The sequence below is a fragment of the Aliamphritea spongicola genome (assembly GCF_017051665.1).
Taxonomy (GTDB): domain Bacteria; phylum Pseudomonadota; class Gammaproteobacteria; order Pseudomonadales; family Balneatricaceae; genus Amphritea; species Amphritea spongicola.
Genome location: NZ_JAFIDL010000010.1, coordinates 76878 through 93370, shown reverse-complemented (window position 1 = coordinate 93370; position 16493 = coordinate 76878). Strand labels below are relative to the sequence as shown.

General features: G+C 53.2%; 13 protein-coding genes and 3 tRNA genes. 9 read left to right on the top strand and 7 right to left on the bottom strand.

The window, feature by feature from the left end; genetic code table 11:
- Positions 1-28 precede the first annotated feature (28 nt).
- The 3 genes from JYB63_RS21165 to JYB63_RS21155 all read right to left on the bottom strand — a co-directional run bounded on the left by JYB63_RS21165 (position 29) and on the right by JYB63_RS21155 (position 294).
- Positions 29-104: transfer RNA gene (locus JYB63_RS21165), tRNA-Lys, on the bottom strand.
- Positions 105-108: 4 nt separating this feature from the next.
- Positions 109-184 (bottom strand) — tRNA-Asn (locus JYB63_RS21160).
- Between the two features lie 19 nt (positions 185-203).
- A tRNA-Ser gene (locus JYB63_RS21155) sits at positions 204-294 on the bottom strand.
- A gap of 237 nt (positions 295-531) precedes the next feature.
- Here JYB63_RS21155 and JYB63_RS21150 point away from each other — a divergent pair.
- The 4 genes from JYB63_RS21150 to msrB all read left to right on the top strand — a co-directional run bounded on the left by JYB63_RS21150 (position 532) and on the right by msrB (position 6483).
- Positions 532-1368 carry a CvfB family protein gene (locus JYB63_RS21150; RefSeq protein WP_205659921.1) on the top strand — a complete coding sequence of 279 codons (837 nt, stop codon included), beginning with the start codon at positions 532-534 and terminating at the stop codon, positions 1366-1368.
- A gap of 76 nt (positions 1369-1444) precedes the next feature.
- Positions 1445-2518 (top strand): hypothetical protein, encoded by a 1074-nt coding sequence (locus tag JYB63_RS21145; protein ID WP_205659920.1) that lies wholly within the window; start codon positions 1445-1447, stop codon positions 2516-2518.
- A 467-nt stretch (positions 2519-2985) separates the two neighbouring features.
- On the top strand, positions 2986-5217 hold the full coding sequence (locus JYB63_RS21140) for a selenide, water dikinase SelD (protein WP_205659919.1): 2232 nt from the start codon (positions 2986-2988) through the stop codon (positions 5215-5217).
- 105 nt (positions 5218-5322) lie between these two features.
- Positions 5323-6483 carry a peptide-methionine (R)-S-oxide reductase MsrB gene (msrB, locus tag JYB63_RS21135; protein WP_243432105.1) on the top strand — a complete coding sequence of 387 codons (1161 nt, stop codon included), beginning with the start codon at positions 5323-5325 and terminating at the stop codon, positions 6481-6483.
- 69 nt (positions 6484-6552) lie between these two features.
- Here the strand turns inward: msrB and JYB63_RS21130 are convergent, their stop codons facing one another.
- The 3 genes from JYB63_RS21130 to JYB63_RS21120 form a co-directional block, all read right to left on the bottom strand.
- Positions 6553-8328 carry a GIY-YIG nuclease family protein gene (locus JYB63_RS21130; RefSeq protein ID WP_205659918.1) on the bottom strand — a complete coding sequence of 592 codons (1776 nt, stop codon included), beginning with the start codon at positions 8326-8328 and terminating at the stop codon, positions 6553-6555.
- 224 nt (positions 8329-8552) lie between these two features.
- A complete protein-coding gene (locus tag JYB63_RS21125; protein ID WP_336510916.1) occupies positions 8553-9368 on the bottom strand; it encodes a beta-keto acid cleavage family enzyme in 816 nt (271 codons plus the stop codon).
- A 4-nt stretch (positions 9369-9372) separates the two neighbouring features.
- Positions 9373-10707: an aspartate aminotransferase family protein gene (locus JYB63_RS21120; protein ID WP_205659917.1), complete on the bottom strand. Its 1335-nt coding sequence runs from the start codon at positions 10705-10707 to the stop codon at positions 9373-9375.
- A gap of 122 nt (positions 10708-10829) precedes the next feature.
- Between JYB63_RS21120 and JYB63_RS21115 the strand changes: the two genes are divergently transcribed.
- Positions 10830-11714: a LysR substrate-binding domain-containing protein gene (locus tag JYB63_RS21115; protein WP_205659916.1), complete on the top strand. Its 885-nt coding sequence runs from the start codon at positions 10830-10832 to the stop codon at positions 11712-11714.
- 17 nt (positions 11715-11731) lie between these two features.
- On the opposite strand, the gene JYB63_RS21110 is transcribed toward JYB63_RS21115, so the two are convergent.
- The gene (locus JYB63_RS21110; protein WP_205659915.1) at positions 11732-12085 is read right to left on the bottom strand and encodes a hypothetical protein; all 354 of its coding nucleotides are present in this window, start codon (positions 12083-12085) and stop codon (positions 11732-11734) included.
- A gap of 223 nt (positions 12086-12308) precedes the next feature.
- Between JYB63_RS21110 and JYB63_RS21105 the strand changes: the two genes are divergently transcribed.
- From JYB63_RS21105 to livG, 4 genes are all read left to right on the top strand, one after another.
- Positions 12309-13430, top strand: a complete 1122-nt coding sequence (locus tag JYB63_RS21105) for a branched-chain amino acid ABC transporter substrate-binding protein (RefSeq protein WP_205659914.1) — start codon at positions 12309-12311, stop codon at positions 13428-13430.
- Between the two features lie 110 nt (positions 13431-13540).
- Complete coding sequence (livH, locus tag JYB63_RS21100; protein ID WP_205659913.1) at positions 13541-14467, top strand: high-affinity branched-chain amino acid ABC transporter permease LivH; 927 nt, start codon at positions 13541-13543, stop codon at positions 14465-14467.
- Positions 14464-15726 (top strand): high-affinity branched-chain amino acid ABC transporter permease LivM, encoded by a 1263-nt coding sequence (locus tag JYB63_RS21095; protein WP_205659912.1) that lies wholly within the window; start codon positions 14464-14466, stop codon positions 15724-15726. The genes livH and JYB63_RS21095 overlap by 4 nt, the downstream gene beginning before the upstream one ends.
- Positions 15723-16490, top strand: a complete 768-nt coding sequence (gene livG / locus JYB63_RS21090; protein WP_205659911.1) for a high-affinity branched-chain amino acid ABC transporter ATP-binding protein LivG — start codon at positions 15723-15725, stop codon at positions 16488-16490. Before JYB63_RS21095 ends, livG begins: the two co-directional genes overlap by 4 nt.
- Positions 16491-16493: the final 3 nt, after the last annotated feature.

Genomic DNA, 16493 nt, shown 5'->3' with positions numbered 1-16493 from the left:
ACCACTTTTCTGAAGAACTCAGAGAAAGTGGTGGGTCGTATAGGATTCGAACCTATGACCAATTGGTTAAAAGCCAACTGCTCTACCAACTGAGCTAACGACCCGTAGTGGCTCCTCGAGCTGGACTCGAACCAGCGACCAATAGATTAACAGTCTACTGCTCTACCAACTGAGCTATCGAGGAACAACGTTTCTCACATTAATGGCGGAGGAGCAGGGATTCGAACCCTGGAAGGGCTATTAACCCTCGCCGGTTTTCAAGACCGGTGCTTTCAACCACTCAGCCACCCCTCCTGTGAGGCCGCGTATATTAAAGGATTTTGCTTTTGTGTCAACACCCTCTTTTAAAAAAACCTCAACTTTTTAGAAAATTTTCCGGAACAGATCCCCGCTCAACTATGCTGATGATATACAAGGTACTTATGACTGCCTGCAGGCCTTAATTTCCCACCTTATAACTGGGATAATACCGCCACAGCTACAGTACATATAAGCACTGCAGAACCTTACAGAATCCAACTGGACACATACATGGCAACTATTGGCAGAAGCAATCAATTAAAAGTAGTAAAGGAAGTGAAGTTCGGCGTCTATCTGGACGGTGAAGAACTTGGCGACATTTTGCTGCCAGTCCGTTATGTGTCGGAGAACACCAAAATCGGTGATGTATTAGATGTGTTCATTTATCTGGATTCTGACGACTACCTTATTGCTACTACGCTGGAGCCAAAAACATCCGTGGGTGAGTTTGCCTGCCTGACGGCTGTCTCGGTTAACCGTATCGGTGCATTCTTCGACTGGGGCCTGCCAAAAGATCTGCTGGTGCCGTTCAGCGAGCAGAAGCAGTCCGTCGAAGAAGGTAAAAAATACATTGTGTATACCTATCTGGATAACGAAACCGACCGCATTGCCGGCTCAACAAAACTCAACAAGTTTCTGGATAACTACCCGCACTCATTTAAAAAGGGCCAGCAGGTAGATCTGATCATCGAAGATCATACCAACATCGGCTACAAAGCAATCATCAACGGCACCCACTGGGGCGTTGTTTATGATAATGACGTATTCAAGCCTCTGCGTTACGGCCAGAAGATGAAAGGCTTTATTAAGCAGATCCGCCCGGACGGCAAAATCAATCTCAGCCTGCAGAAGCTGGGTTATGGCAAAACCGACGATGTCAGCAAACGCATTATGCATATGCTGCAGGAACAGGACGGCTTTATTGCCTGCAACGACAAAACCCCACCGGATGTTATCTACAAACTGTTCGGCGTCAGCAAGAAAGCCTTCAAACTGGCCATTGGCCGTCTGTATAAAGAACGCAGCATCACGATTGAAGAACGTGGCATCCGCCTAAACACCAAATAACGCCTCTCAGTAAAACGTCCAGTGCCGCTTTGCGCGGCACCCTGATAGACTCGGGCAAACCCTTCAGGAGAGCCCGATGTCTGCCTACATTATTGCCGCCGCCAAAACCACCGATGGACAACCCGCCCGCGGCAGTCACACGCTCTCAGATTGCCAGGCGCTGCAGACCCGACTGTCAGATGCAGGCATCAGTATCCACCATCTGACGATCGATCCTCTCAGCACCGACTGGCACAGCCCGCTGGAACCCGGCCATTTCCGCAGCGGCGCGGCACCTGTAGAAGCACTGACTGAGGCTCTCTCTATCCTGCAGACGCCCCAAACGGCCGTCGTCATAAGCGGTACTGACCCGTTACGCACCGGTTACGAAAAAACGGACCGGGCCGCACGTATGGCCATCTACGGTGAAGATTACACCCTGATTGATGCCTACACCGAGCTGAGCAAAGCCTTTGCCAGCCAGCACGGTTTCAGCGAATCACAGTTCCGGCAATTTGCTCAGGCATTGTTCGACAACTACCTGCATACCTTTGCAGAACAGCACCCTGACGCACCACAACCGGGCGCCGCCTGGTTTAAACCGGTGAGTGAACTGTTCCGGGGAGTCGATTGCGCCAACCCTGTGCAGGACTTCAGTGGCCAGCTGATCCTCTGCAGTGCAGATACCGCAGCTACGCTGAAAATTCCTCAGGCGCAGAGAGTCACAGTAAGGGGCGCCAGCTGCATAACGCTCCCGGCAGATGGCAAACCGGCCATCGCAGAGATTGTTCGCTACGGACATCTGCACAGCGCTTTCCAGCAAGCCTGCCAGCAAGCTGGCATCGACTTCAGGGAAGCCTTTGTCCACAGCAACGCTATTCTGGATGTGTATACCTGCTTTCCGGTGGTGCCGATGGCCTTTCTGCTGACGACAGGATTTGTCAGCTCACCGGATGCCCTGCCCCATTTTCTTGCGGAGTATCCGGTTACCATCAGTGGCGGCATGAACCTCGCCAAAGGCCCATGGAACAACCCCGCCCTGAGCAGCCTTATTGACAGCTACCGGGCAATTACCGAAGGCCGAACTCAGATTGCCGGCGTACATGGCAACGGTGGTCTGGGATATAAACAGGGTTTTACCATACTCACCCACGCAGACTATCCCGCATAAAGTTACCCACATATTCTGTGCATAAGCCTTGGAAAAAGATCTGCATAACCGCCAGATCTTCCGGTTCATGAGGCTTTCAGTCAGCGGGCAGTTAATGATCAGCCCCCTCTGTTAAAAAAGTTTCAGAATCTCAAAAAATATTTATTGATAATCATTATTATTTACATTAGTATCAATCCCGCTCGTAAGTGGTCGGCAAAGTACTCACCTCACCGATACTTTGTCATCGCAGGCGACGTTGATTTGGCCAGCGTCGCCTGCAAACTTACCCGCAAGCTTTACAGGCTCTTGTCATAAGTATTTTTTCAGCGGGTGCTCACCCGCTGTTTTTTTATCTGCGCTTCCCAACATATTCTTACACCTCACCCGGACGTACCTTTTGCTGACATAAATCAGCACCGGCTACCTGTATATAGCAGCAACCCTGAGCTACTATAGGCCGCATTTCCACCAGCCCGGTTTTCTTCATGCAACAGGATCTCACTCCAAAAGCCAAACACCTGATATTTGTAGGCGGCGGCCACGCCCATGCTCTTGCCCTGCTGATGATGGCAATGAAGAAACCGGAGGGTGTTAAAATCACCCTGATTTCAAATGCCATTCAGACCCCATACTCCGGCATGCTGCCGGGACTGATCGCCGGCCACTACAGTTTTGACGAAGCACATATCGATCTGGGACGGTTATGTCGCTTTGCAGGGGTGAACTTCATTGAAGATTACGTCACCGGCATCGATCCGGATAATCAGACCGTGCACTGCCGGAACCATCCGGATTTCAGCTACGACGTCCTCAGCATCGACACCGGCTCAGTACCCGGCCACAATCAGCTACCCGGTGCTATGGAGTGGACAATCCCGGTCAAGCCTGTAGACCGCTTTCTGGAGCACTGGCAAGCGATTCAGACACACATCAGCCAGTCCCCGGAAGCATCTGTCCGCATAGGTGCAGTCGGGGGTGGTGCCAGCGCTGTTGAAGTCATACTGGCCATGCAGCATAAACTTAAGCAGGCGCAACTGGCAGATCAGGTCAGCTTTCATGTCATCAGCGGGCCTGATGACATACTGCCTAACCACAACGACAAGGTGCGCAACCGCTACCGCAACGTACTGAATAAGCGCCAGGTGGAAGTACATACCGGTTTTACCGTCAGCCAGGTTACCGAACGTTGCCTGCATACCGCCGATGAACGCACCCTCGAGCTGGACTACATTATCTGGGCAACCGCCGCCACCGGCGCTGAATGGCCCGCACAGGCAGGACTGCAGACTGGCCCATCCGGCTGTATTGAAGTAAATGACTGCCTGCAGTCACTCTCTCACCCGAATATTTTTGCCTGTGGCGATATTGCCGACATGGTCAACCATCCCCGGCCAAAAGCCGGTGTATTCGCAGTACGCCAGGGTAAACCTTTACTGAAAAACATTCTGGCGATGCTGGCGGGCAAAAAACTCACGCCTTTCAAGCCACAAAAACAGTTTCTCAGCCTGATCAGCACCGGCGACAAATATGCCGTTGCATCACGCAGCAACTGGTCACTGGCTGGCCGCCTGATCTGGCACTGGAAAAACCGTATCGATCAGAAGTTCATGCGCCGTTTCAGCGAAGCCACCATGCTCCCGGATGCCACCAGCAATAAACCGGTCAAAGTTGAAAACCCGGACATGCGCTGCGGCGGCTGTGGCGCAAAGGTTGGCAACACCGTATTACAACGGGTGCTTGCCCAGCTGCCTTCCGGTCATAAAGATGATATTCCCGTCGGGCTGCAACACCCGGATGACGCTGCCGTCATCGCCGTCCCTGAAGGCAAGTTGCTGGTGCAATCTGTGGACAGCTTCCGCCAGCTGATTAACGACGACTACCAGTTCGGCAAAATAGCCGCCGTGCATGCCCTGGGAGATGTCTTTGCTATGGGAGCCACCGCCCATAGCGCTCAGGCACTGGTTACCCTGCCCCATGCCAGCGATGAATTACTGGAAGAACAGCTCCTGCACCTGCTTAAAGGTGCTTTGGAAATCTTTACCGAATGTGGCGTCACACTGGTGGGCGGTCATACCTCAGAAGGTAGCGAGCTGTCACTGGGCTTTGCCATTAACGGCTTTGCAGACCCGCAGCAACTGATGACCAAAGGCGGCATCCGCAGCGGCGATTACCTGCTGGTGACCAAACCTCTGGGTACCGGAGTTCTCTTTGCCAGTGATATGCGCGGTCAGGCCCACGGCCGCTGGATCAGTGCCGCCCTGCAACAAATGCAACACTCCAACTTCCGGGCCAGCCAGATCCTTGGCGACTTTGACTGTAAAGCCTGCACTGACATTACCGGCTTTGGTCTGGCCGGCCACCTGCTGGAAATGCTCAGTCCCGGCGGCTTCAGTGCTGAACTGTTGAGCAACAGCCTGCCGGTACTTGAAGGCGCTGAACTGTGCCTGCAAAGCGGGCTGCAAAGCTCACTGCACCCTGATAACCAGCGTTATGGCAGTCAGGTAACGGTGGAAAAAGACATTCCCGCCGGGCGTCAGGAACTGCTCTACGATCCGCAAACCGCCGGTGGCCTGCTGGCCGCCATTCACCCGGATAAACTGGATGACTGCCTGGCAGCCCTTCAGGCTGCCGGATACAGCCATACTGCCGTCATTGGTAAAGTAACCGATCCGGTCGGCTGCAGTGCAAAAATCCGGCTGATAACCGATACGGAATAAGCATTTAACCGAAAGTTAAAAAACTTTCCGGTTTTCAGTTTTATTTCATTCCTCAGAATTAATCTGGATGACATGATCCAAGCACCCAATTCTGAGGGACACACCATGAACAAAAAAATAGCCATCCCAGCCGTCCTGGCTGTCGCTGTGACCGGTGCCAGTGCACTGGTCTGGTCCGCCAGTGGCCAGACCAGCCAGAACGCTGCACCGATTGCCGAAAACGCAATGACCAGCGACGGCCTGGCCATCGCAACATTCGCCGGTGGCTGTTTCTGGTGTACCGAAGCCGGCTTTGAAAAGCTGCCCGGTGTAAAGGAAGCTGTTTCCGGCTATACCGGCGGTCATGATACAACCCCAACCTACAATGAAGTTGCAGGCGGCGTGAGTGGCCACACTGAAGCTGTGCAGGTTTTTTACGACCCGGAAGTGATTACCTATCGTGGTCTGGTGGAATCTCTGTGGCGTCAGATGGACCCGACTGACGGCACCGGCTCATTTGTTGACCGGGGCAGCCAGTACCGCCCGGGTATTTTCTTCCATAATGAAACCCAGCGCCGCATTGCAGAACAGTCCATGCTGGAACTGGCCGCTTCAGGCCGTTACAGCCAGCCACTGGCAACAGAACTGACTCAGCTGGAAACCTTCTACCCGGCGGAAGAATACCATCAGGACTACTACAAAAAGAGCCCGATCCGTTACAAGTTCTACCGCTTTAATTCCGGTCGGGACCAGTATTTACAGAAAACCTGGGGCGATGACCTCAACCCGGACTTCACCAAATTTGGCCGTGAAGACGAAGGTCAGCAACTGGTCACTCAGGACCGTAATGACTTTGTGAAACCGAGCGACGCAGAACTGCGTGAAATGCTCACCGAGCTGCAATATGAAGTCACCCAGGAAGATGCCACTGAGCGGCCGTTCAACAATGAATTCTGGGATAACAAACGCGAAGGTATCTATGTGGATATCGTCAGCGGCGAACCCCTGTTCTCATCAAAGGATAAGTTTAAATCCGGTACCGGCTGGCCAAGCTTTACCAAGCCTATTTATCAGGCATCCATTGTTGAGCACACGGACACCAGCTTCTTCATGACCCGTACGGAAGTACGCAGCCAGTATGCTGATTCCCACCTGGGACATGTATTTAAAGACGGTCCGGCACCTACCGGCCTGCGCTACTGCATCAACTCAGCGTCTATGCGCTTCATTGAAAAAGATCAGCTGGCCGCTGCCGGATATCCGGAACTGCTCAGCCTGTTTGAATAATTCGTTTCGTTCCCCAACGAAAACAGGCGCTGTTTACAGCGCCTGTTCTTTTTTGCAAACCACATGAGATTAACGGCGACATTTAGCCCGTTTTTCTTCCAGACGCGCCATCAGCATGGCCATCTCATCGCTCTGCCCACCGGTTGATTTAGCTTTCTTTGCCTGCCGCTTTGCCTTTTCTTCAGCCATCAGCTGCTTTAAACGCTGCTCTTTACCCACCGGGTTCGCCGCAGAAACCGCCGCTTTTGCCGACTGGCTTTTCGCCGAGGCACGACGGCTGGCCTGCAGTGATGCTTTACGGGCAGCAACCTTTGCAATCAGCTTGGCCATTTCCGTTGTTTCAGCATCCTGATTAGCCAACTGATCCAGCAGTTTCTGTTCAGCTGCTGAAACAGGTTTAGGGGCCGGAGCAGCAGGCTGCGCTTGTAGCGGTTCAGCTGCCTCACGGATAACATTCACAGGGGCAGGTGCGTTTTGCGCAGCAGCGGTTACCGCAGGCTGCGCCTGAGTAACAGCTACTTCTGCTACCACCGGAGCCATCTCGGACTGTGTTGTAACCGTTGCCTGAGGCTCAGTTACTTTTTGCGCTTCAGCTGCCTCAGCAACCCGCTGACGGCGTTTCAGCGTCAGGGTTTTACGCTTGCTTACCACCACAGGCTTACCGTTAGCATTAAAACAGCCACGGTTTGCTGCAGGCTCCGCCACCTCTGCCTGAGGCGGCATTTCCGGTGCGGCCTGTACGGTTAACGGGGCTTCCGCCGTAACGGCTTCAACCGGCTTAGGCTCTGCAGACTGAACAGCGACCGGGGCAGTGACTGCTTCCGGCTTGGTTGCAGCCGGAGAGGCTGCAACAGGCTGAGGTGCAGCCTGAACCGGTGCAGGTTCAGCTTTCGCGGTGGCTTTAGCTTTTGCAGCAGGCTTCGCTTTTGCCGCAGCTTTCTTGGGTTTCTTCGCCCGGGAATCCAGCCGTGCAATCAGTGCCGCCATTTCAGCCGCTTCTGCTCGCTGTTTAGCTTGCCGCTCTTCCATACGGGCATCTTTTTCCTGGGCAATGGCTTCGCGGATCTTTTTCTCTTTAGCTGCGGAATTCACCCGGCCGGTCGGCAGAGCCTCGGCAGCCTTCTGGGAGGCAACCGCCGGGCTTTTAGCAGGTGCTTTTGCTTTAGCAGTTTTCTTTGCTGCAGCTTTCTTAGGTTTCTTGCCGCGGGCATCCATCCGGGCAATCAGCAGGGCCATCTCCCGGGCAGCGGCTTTCTCTTTGGCAATCTTTTCTTTGATGCGCTCATCCTGACGGGCATCGTAGGCTGCTTTGTCTGCCTTGCGTTTCGCGGCCCACTCAGCATCCGACAGGCGTGGTTTCTCAGCAGGTTCCACTGATTGATCAGCAGGCTTATCAACAGGCTTAGCCGGAGATGACGCTTCAGTCTCATCAGACGTTTCTGCCACTGAATCTTTCGCCATAAACGGCATTTCATCCACCAGCTCAGAACCCTGCTCTTCAAGGCTCAGCAACGCATCGCGGGTCAGGTCTTCTTCAACTGCTTTTGGCTTGACTCTGCGGGCCGCCTTAGGGGCTTTCAGCTTCAGCCCCTGCAGGCTGATACCACCTGTTTCTTCCAGCGCGGCCTGCATCAGCTCACGTAACTCGGCCGTGTCTTCCGCAAACGCCCATTCGCTGACCGCAAAACTGTCTATGCCGTGGTCACGGATATCGTCATACAGACGAGCTTCTACGCCCGCTTCAGCGGCTTTAAGAATAACTTCCCAACGCCGGTCAAGGTCTTCACGGCTGGTACCAACATATATCTGTTCAGTAATCGTATTGGTGATGGTAAAAACGATCAAAAGAGGATGACTCCGTACACAAAATCAACAGCCGATGGGGCAAAAAGATCGCGTATTATAGAGATCCTTTTTTTAAAGGTAAGACTTGAAATTCAGATATTTTTTTGAATCTTCAGGGAGGGACAAAACCGGCTGAAAAACGGCGGATACAAACGGTTAATTTTACTTAATTTTTTGCCCTGTTCCCCGGTCCGGAAACACAGAGAACAGGACAAAAATATTCTTCAGAATGCAAACTGCTCGCGCCATTGTGCTGCTGTCATCACAGGGCGGTTCTGCTCTTTTGCTTCAGCAACCACCTGACGGATAAGTACACTGTTATCCGCCGCCAGTTCACCGTGCTGATCATAGAGGTTATTTTCAAAACCCACCCGGACGTCGCCACCTTTCTGCATCGCCAAACGGGCACAGCGGTGCTCATCCGCACCAAAGGCACACACCATCCAGGGAGTTTCATCCTGATGGGCGGCAAGGAAGGGTAACAGGTCATCCGGCGACGACTGTTGCTGTGCATGATATCGGCCAAGTACGAACAGCAGATGATGCGGTACCGAGGGTATAACGCCAGCAGCTTTCAGCCGGTGGTAACGCTGAACATCTTCAGCACTGTACAGAATGTACTGACAAACGATTTCCTGTTCCGCCAGCCAGTGGAAGAACCCCTGTGCACCATAAATGTCATTATCTTCCGGCAGCAACTCCCGCACGGCTATCGAAACGGCCTCGGGCTGTACTTCGCGTACCATCGCCATCTGGGCTGGGGGCTGATATATCCTTGCCGCCTCCGTGGTCAGCTGTACCGCAATATCATCGCCTACTTCGGTTTTCAGCATTTCCCATATCTGTTTATTCAGGCTGGCATCCAGTGAATGCCGGCCCTGCTCATCCCGGGCATGAGTGTGGATCATGGTCGCCCCGGCCTGCACTGCCTGACGGGCCGCTTCTACGACTTCAGATGGGGTTACCGGCAGTGCCCGGTGATCCTGCTTTTGCTTATAAGCACCGTTCGGTGCAACCGTAAGAATCATTGCCTGTGTCACTGCCTTAGCCTCCCAGTGCCTTAAAGGTATCATCCAGCGCAAGTGTGAACTTATCCATCAGCTCATCTGCCTGAGACTGCTGCAGAATAAATGGCGGTGCAATTAATACGTGATGGCCATTTTTTCCGTCGATCGTACCGGCCATCGGATAACACATCAGTCCGTGCCCGAATGCCGCCTGTTTTACTTTTGCATTCAGGACTGTCTGCGGGGCAAATGGTTGCTTGGTCGCCCGGTCTTCAACCAGTTCAACGCCCATAAACAGGCCACGACCACGGATATCCCCCACGTACGGATGTTCAGCAAAACGTTCCCGCATCCCGGTGAACAGATAGTCACTCATGTTTCTGACGTTTTCTAACAGCTGATCTTCTTTAATGATCTGCTGTACCGCCAGTGCCGCTGCACAGGCAGACGGATGGGCCATATAGGTATGCCCATGCTGAAAGAAACCACTGCCATCGGCAATGGCCTGATAAACCTTATCGCTCACGAGCGTTGCACCAATTGGCTGATAGCCTGCCCCCAGCCCCTTGGCGATCGTCAGCAGGTCGGGCGCGACACCGTCTTCATCACAGGCAAACAGATGACCGGTCCGGCCCATACCACACATCACTTCATCAAAAATCAGCAGAATGCCGTACTGGTCACAGATTTCCCGTACCCGCTTCAGGTAACCGGGCACCGCCGGCACAGCACCGGCAGTTGCTCCCACTACCGGCTCAACCACAAAGGCCAGTACTTTTTCCGGACCGGTTTCCAGCAAAGCATCTTCAAGCTCGCCGGCCACCCGCTGACCGTACTCAAACTCAGTTTCGTCCGGGCGCTGATCCCGGTAGGTATAGCAAGGCGCGATATGCTGAACCGGTGATAACAGCGGATCGAACTGCTGGCGACGCCACTGATTACCGCCGACAGCCAGCGCCCCAAGCGTATTACCGTGATAGCTCTGGCGCCGGGCAATAAAATACTGGCGCTCCGTTTCACCTTTTTCGGTGAAATACTGACGGGCCATTTTCAGGGCAGCTTCTACCGCCTCAGAACCGCCACTGACAAAATACACATGATTCAGATCCCCCGGGGCATCAGCCACCAGTGAATCTGCCAGCCGCTCGGCCGGCTCGGAAGTAAAAAACGCACTGTGGGCAAAGGGAATAGCATCCAGCTGCTGTTTAACCGCAGCAATCACCTTTGGGTGGTCGTGACCCAGACAGGACACCGCCGCGCCGCCGCAACCGTCCAGATAGCGCTTACCCTGCTGATCTATGATGTAGGCCCCTTCACCGGCAACGGCATATGGCAGTTCAGAATGGCAATGGCGATGAAATATATGACTCATACTGGATTCCTGTGACTGGGCAAGGCTTAAAGGCGTTTATCTATTAAAGTTGCTATTAAAACTATTGGCCAGCCGGGCGACAAACGCGTTATGCTCTTTTTGATATGCCAAAAAGGAATACCATGCGCCGACATCTGCCCCCTCTTAATGCAATCAAAGCGTTTGAAGCGGTCGCCCGCCAGCAAAGCTTTACTGCGGCAGCCGCCGAACTGTGTGTCAGCCAGAGTGCTGTGAGCAAACAGGTCGCCCGGCTGGAAGCCCACCTGCAGCTGCAACTGGTTGAGCGTCACGCCAAAGGCATTAGTCTGAGTAAGGAAGGTGAGGCTTATCTGCAGGTGCTGACAGACGCGCTGGATGCGATTGATCAGGCCAGCGCCCGGCTCAGCAATGTGCCCCATCAGTTACGTATTGATACCCTGCCTTCCCTGTCGAGTATCTGGCTGATTCCCCGGCTATCCGATTTTCAGCAACGTCACCCGGGCATTGAAGTAGAACTCGTAACCGGCGACGGCCCGGTAGACTTTGCCGCCTCCGAAGCGGATCTGGCGATCCGGTGTTTTGCCGATGCTCCCACCGGCAACCACAGCCAGCTATTAATTCAGGAACGGCTGCACTTGGTGGCATCTCCCTCACTGGTTGAGTCCCGTCCGGTAAACCACCTCAGCGACCTGCGGCAATTTACCCTGTTACGCCAGACCACCCGCCCGGACCTGTGGCAGCAGTTTTTCCGCCACTGGCACGATGATGAACAGGCTTACACCTATGGGTTTGCCTCACAGCATTTCTTTATGACACTGCAATCAGTCAAGGAAGGCATCGGGATTGCCCTGCTACCGGACTTTCTGGTGGCAGAGCAACTGGAGAGCGGCCAGCTTTGTGCACCGCTGAATCTGAGTCTGGACAGTGGCTACGGGTATTATCTGCAAATCCCGGCACATAAGCGCCAGCAGCTTCAGGTTCGCCAGTTCACGCACTGGCTGCAAACACAGCTGCCGGCCTCAGAATAAGAAAGGCTCTGGCGGTATCAGCGGCGCAGCTCTTCTATCCGCTCAGCCAGCATCTTGTATTCGCCGTAAGCTTCACCCACCAGGGTTCTCAGCCCGTTAGAAAACTCATTCACCTGATCGATATCGCCGTTCGGCAATACTTTATCCCAGGCGGCTTTAAGGGTTTTATCCATCATAAACAGCGGCTGGCATTCAATGCTCTGCCAGATTTGCTCCAACCGGAAACTGCGTTGTGCCACTGAGAGACAGGCCCTGACCGCCGGCCGTTGCTGGAGGATAAAAATCGCTGCCGAGCGCGCCTCTGCCGTTGGCAAAGCCTGCACCGGAAAACTCATAAATACACACAAAAACAATGGAAAAAGCGGCTTCATCAACACTCCGGGCTCACCAGAAAAATATCCAAAAAAGTAGAATTACTCTGTTAACGACCACCTGCACAGCAAGTTTAGCTAAAATACTCCTGCCACGTATCAAAAAAACTGGCCATTTGGTCAGGAAGCGTTTGCATTTAACCCTCAGGCACAGGTAGAGTTAGCCACTGCGTCAGAGGCGATAGATGCTTCTGCAACAGAATAATAAATGGAGATCATTTCGATGAATCAATTTCGCAAAACTGTGCTCGGTCTAAGCACTGCGATTTGTATTATGGGCATGAGCGCAGCTGCTCAGGCTGAAACTGTAAAAATCGCTCTGGCCGGTCCTGCTACAGGTCCTGTTGCTCAGTACGGCGACATGCAGAAAGTCGGTGTATTGGCTGCGATTGATGACATCAACGCTGCTGGCGGCATCAACGGTATGCAGCTGGAAGGTGTTATCTATGATGACGCTTGCGACCCTAAGCAGGCGGTAGCGGTTGCCAACAAGATCGTTAACGACGGTATCACTCACGTTGTAGGTCACCTGTGTTCTTCTTCTACAGAACCAGCTGCTGACATCTACGAAGAAGAAGGCGTGCTGATGATCACAGCAGCTTCTACTTCTCCGACTATCACTGATAAAGGTTATCAGATGATTTTCCGTACAATCGGTCTGGACAGCCTGCAGGGCCCGTTCGCCGCTCAGTACGTAATCAACTCTGTTAAGCCTCAGCGCATGGCTATCATCCATGACAAGCAGCAGTACGGCGAAGGTCTGGCGACTGCCGTTAAGACTGAAGTTGAAAAGGCTGGTATCAAGCCAGTAATGTTTGAAGGTGTTACACCTGGCGACAAAGACTTCTCTGCACTGATCGCTAAGCTGAAGAAAAACGACGTAGACTTCGTTTACTACGGTGGTTACCACCCAGAGCTGGGTCTGATCCTGCGTCAGTCAGCTGAAAAAGGTCTGAAAGCTAAGTTCATGGGTCCAGAAGGTGTAGGTAACCCGGATATCTCTAAGATTGCCGGTGAAGCATCTGAAGGTCTGCTGGTAACTCTGCCACAGAGCTTCGACAACGATCCTGCGAACAAAGCACGCGTTGAAGCTATCAAGGCGAAAGGCGAAGACCCAACTGGCCCGTTCGTATTCCCAGCTTACTCTGCTGTTCAGGTAATGACTGATGCAATGACTGCAACCGGTACTACTGACGCTGAGAAACTGGCTGAGTACATCCGTGCCAACACGTTCAACACCACTACCGGTGAGCTGGACTTCGACGAGAAAGGTGACCTGACTCAGTTCTCCTTTGTTGTTTATGACTGGCACGCAGACGGCACTAAAACGCCAGCTGCTCAATAATATTTAACTAAAACCGATCAGGTCTGAAGGACACCCTCCTTCAGACCTAGATCCCGAGGCCCTTGCACCGTGATCCGGTGCCGGGGTTTCGTTATATCTGGTCCCTGCAAATGTCAGAATTTTCTCTCTACCTATTGCAACAGCTCATTAACGGGCTAACAATCGGGTCCACCTATGCCCTGATCGCTATCGGCTACACAATGGTTTATGGCATCATCGGCATGATCAACTTTGCCCACGGCGAGATCTATATGATCGGCTCCTACGTGACATTCATTGTCATTGCGGGTCTGTTGGGCATGGGAATGGTGAGCCTTCCGATTATACTTATCATTGCCCTGGTGGTTGCCATATTTATAGCCAGCACCTATGGCTGGACAGTTGAACGCGTGGCCTACCGGCCGTTACGCGGCTCCAACCGCCTGATTCCACTGATCTCTGCGATCGGTATGTCTATCTTCCTGCAGAACTTTGTTGTTCTGGCTCAGGGTTCACGTGACGTTGCTTTACCGCCTCAGATTACCGGTGGCTGGAGCTTCGGCGACCCAAGCAACTTTGAAGTCTCTGTTTCATACATGCAGATGATGATCTTTGCGGCGACCTTCGTCACCATGACGGTACTGACCCTGTTCATCTCCCGCTCCCGTATGGGCCGTGCATGCCGGGCATGCTCTGAAGATCTGGGTATGACCAACCTGCTGGGTATTGATACCAACAAAATTATTGCACTGACATTCATCATCGGTGCAGCACTGGCAGCGGTTGCCGGTCTGTTACTGGGCCTGTATTACGGTGTTGTGAACCCGTTCATCGGCTTTATTGCCGGCCTGAAAGCCTTCACTGCAGCAGTACTGGGCGGTATCGGCTCGATTCCGGGTGCGGTACTGGGCGGCCTGTTATTAGGTGTTACTGAAGCCATGACTGCAGCCTTCTTCCCGGCTGAATACAAAGACGTGGTTGCCTTCAGTCTGTTGGTATTGATCCTGTTAGTACGTCCAAGCGGCCTCCTTGGTAAGCCGGAGGTTGAAAAAGTATGACCCAGAGTAAATTTTATAACGCCATTTTTGCAGCCGGGATCACCTTTATCCTGGCGTGCCTGATGATCGGCGTGAAGCTGAATACAGAAGGCACTACGCTGACCGTTGAAGGCGCAACTGCAGCCCAGTGGGGCTGGATCATCGGTGGTATCACCGTGGTATTCTTCTCCCAGCTGTTCTCCAATCAGATCGACAGCGCATTTGGCAAACTGCCTAAGCCGGCGGTTAGCCAGCTGGTGCCACAAAGCCTGAAGTCTGAGGCAATGAAGCCATGGCTGCTGGCCGGTGTCATCGTCATCATGCTGATCTGGCCGTTTATGGCATCCCGTGGTGCCGTTGACCTGGCAACCCTGACGCTGATTTACATCATGCTGGGCCTGGGTCTGAACATCGTGGTAGGTCTGGCAGGTCTGCTGGATCTGGGCTTCGTAGCCTTCTACGCAGTCGGTGCTTACACCTACGCCCTGCTGTCACTGTACTTCGGCCTGTCATTCTGGATCTGCTTACCGCTGTCTGCAGCACTGGCCGCCCTGTTCGGTTTCCTGCTGGGCTTCCCGGTACTGCGGTTACGGGGTGACTATCTGGCGATTGTAACCCTGGGCTTCGGTGAAATTATCCGTATCCTGCTGAACAACTGGACAGCTGTGACCGGTGGCCCGAACGGTATTTCCGGCATTGCCAAGCCGACACTGTTTGGTCTGGAGTTCACCCGTAAAGCCAAAACAGAAGGCGCGGAAACCTTCCACGCGTTCTTTGATATCAGCTACTCCAGCTCATACAAAGTAATCTTCCTGTACCTGATCGCGGTGGTTCTGGTTATTTTCCTGATTTACCTGATCAACCGCCTGATCCGCATGCCAATCGGCCGCGCCTGGGAAGCACTGCGTGAAGATGAAATCGCCTGTCGTTCACTGGGTCTGAACCGTACAGCTATCAAGCTGTCTGCTTTCACCATCGGTGCTTCTACCGCCGGTTTCGCAGGTTGTTTCTTCGCTGCACGTCAGGGCTTTATCAGTCCGGAATCCTTCATCTTCATTGAGTCTGCAATCATCCTGGCGATTGTTGTACTGGGTGGTATGGGTTCTCAGGTAGGTGTCATTCTGGCAGCGATTGTCATGACCATTCTGCCGGAACTGGCCCGTGAGTTTGCCGAATACCGGATGCTGTTGTTCGGTCTGTTGATGGTTGTCATGATGCGCTGGCGTCCTGAAGGCCTGTTACCGATGAAACGTCCGCAGCTGGAGTTGAACAAACAATGAGTCAGTTACTGTTAGATGTAAAAAACCTGACCATGCGTTTTGGCGGCCTGGTGGCCGTCAACGGTGTCAGCCTCGAAGTGAAAGACAAAGAAATTGTCTCGGTTATCGGCCCGAACGGTGCAGGTAAAACCACTGTATTTAACTGCCTGTCCGGATTCTATATCCCGACTGAAGGCAGCGTCATGCTACGCGGTGAGCAGATTGCCGGCCTGAAAGACTACCAGATTTCCCGTAAGGGCCTGGTACGTACTTTCCAGCACGTACGTCTGTTCGCCAAGATGACCGTAATTGAGAACATGCTGGTTGCCCAGCACCGTCACCTCAATACAGGCCTGCTGTCAGGGCTGCTGAAAACCCCTGACTACAAGCGCAAAGAAAGCGAAGCCATGGACCGCGCAGCCTACTGGCTGAAAGAAGTGGGCCTGCTGGAATTTGCTAACCGTGAAGCCGGTAACCTTTCCTACGGCCAGCAGCGCCGTCTGGAAATTGCCCGCTGCATGGTGACCCAGCCAGAACTGCTGATGCTGGATGAGCCTGCAGCCGGTCTGAACCCGAACGAGACCAAAGAACTGGATGAACTGATCATCAAACTGCGTGATGAACACGAAATCTCGATTCTCCTCATCGAACACGATATGGGACTGGTAATGGGTATCTCTGACCGCATCTACGTGATTGCGCAGGGTACGCCGTTAGCCAACGGTCTGCCGGAAGAGGTTAAAAACCATCCGGACGTTATCAAAGCCTATCTCGGGGAGGAATAAGCG

What these genes read in the sequence shown, in the direction of transcription:
- JYB63_RS21150 (WP_205659921.1), top strand. Translation starts at nt 532, where the DNA reads ATGGCAACTATTGGCAGAAGCAATCAATTAAAAGTAGTAAAGGAAGTG.
- JYB63_RS21145 (WP_205659920.1), top strand. Translation starts at nt 1,445, where the DNA reads ATGTCTGCCTACATTATTGCCGCCGCCAAAACCACCGATGGACAACCC.
- JYB63_RS21140 (WP_205659919.1), top strand. Translation starts at nt 2,986, where the DNA reads ATGCAACAGGATCTCACTCCAAAAGCCAAACACCTGATATTTGTAGGC.
- msrB (WP_243432105.1), top strand. Translation starts at nt 5,323, where the DNA reads ATGAACAAAAAAATAGCCATCCCAGCCGTCCTGGCTGTCGCTGTGACC.
- JYB63_RS21120 (WP_205659917.1), bottom strand. Translation starts at nt 10,707, where the DNA reads ATGAGTCATATATTTCATCGCCATTGCCATTCTGAACTGCCATATGCC.
- JYB63_RS21115 (WP_205659916.1), top strand. Translation starts at nt 10,830, where the DNA reads ATGCGCCGACATCTGCCCCCTCTTAATGCAATCAAAGCGTTTGAAGCG.
- JYB63_RS21110 (WP_205659915.1), bottom strand. Translation starts at nt 12,085, where the DNA reads ATGAAGCCGCTTTTTCCATTGTTTTTGTGTGTATTTATGAGTTTTCCG.
- JYB63_RS21105 (WP_205659914.1), top strand. Translation starts at nt 12,309, where the DNA reads ATGAATCAATTTCGCAAAACTGTGCTCGGTCTAAGCACTGCGATTTGT.
- livH (WP_205659913.1), top strand. Translation starts at nt 13,541, where the DNA reads ATGTCAGAATTTTCTCTCTACCTATTGCAACAGCTCATTAACGGGCTA.
- JYB63_RS21095 (WP_205659912.1), top strand. Translation starts at nt 14,464, where the DNA reads ATGACCCAGAGTAAATTTTATAACGCCATTTTTGCAGCCGGGATCACC.
- livG (WP_205659911.1), top strand. Translation starts at nt 15,723, where the DNA reads ATGAGTCAGTTACTGTTAGATGTAAAAAACCTGACCATGCGTTTTGGC.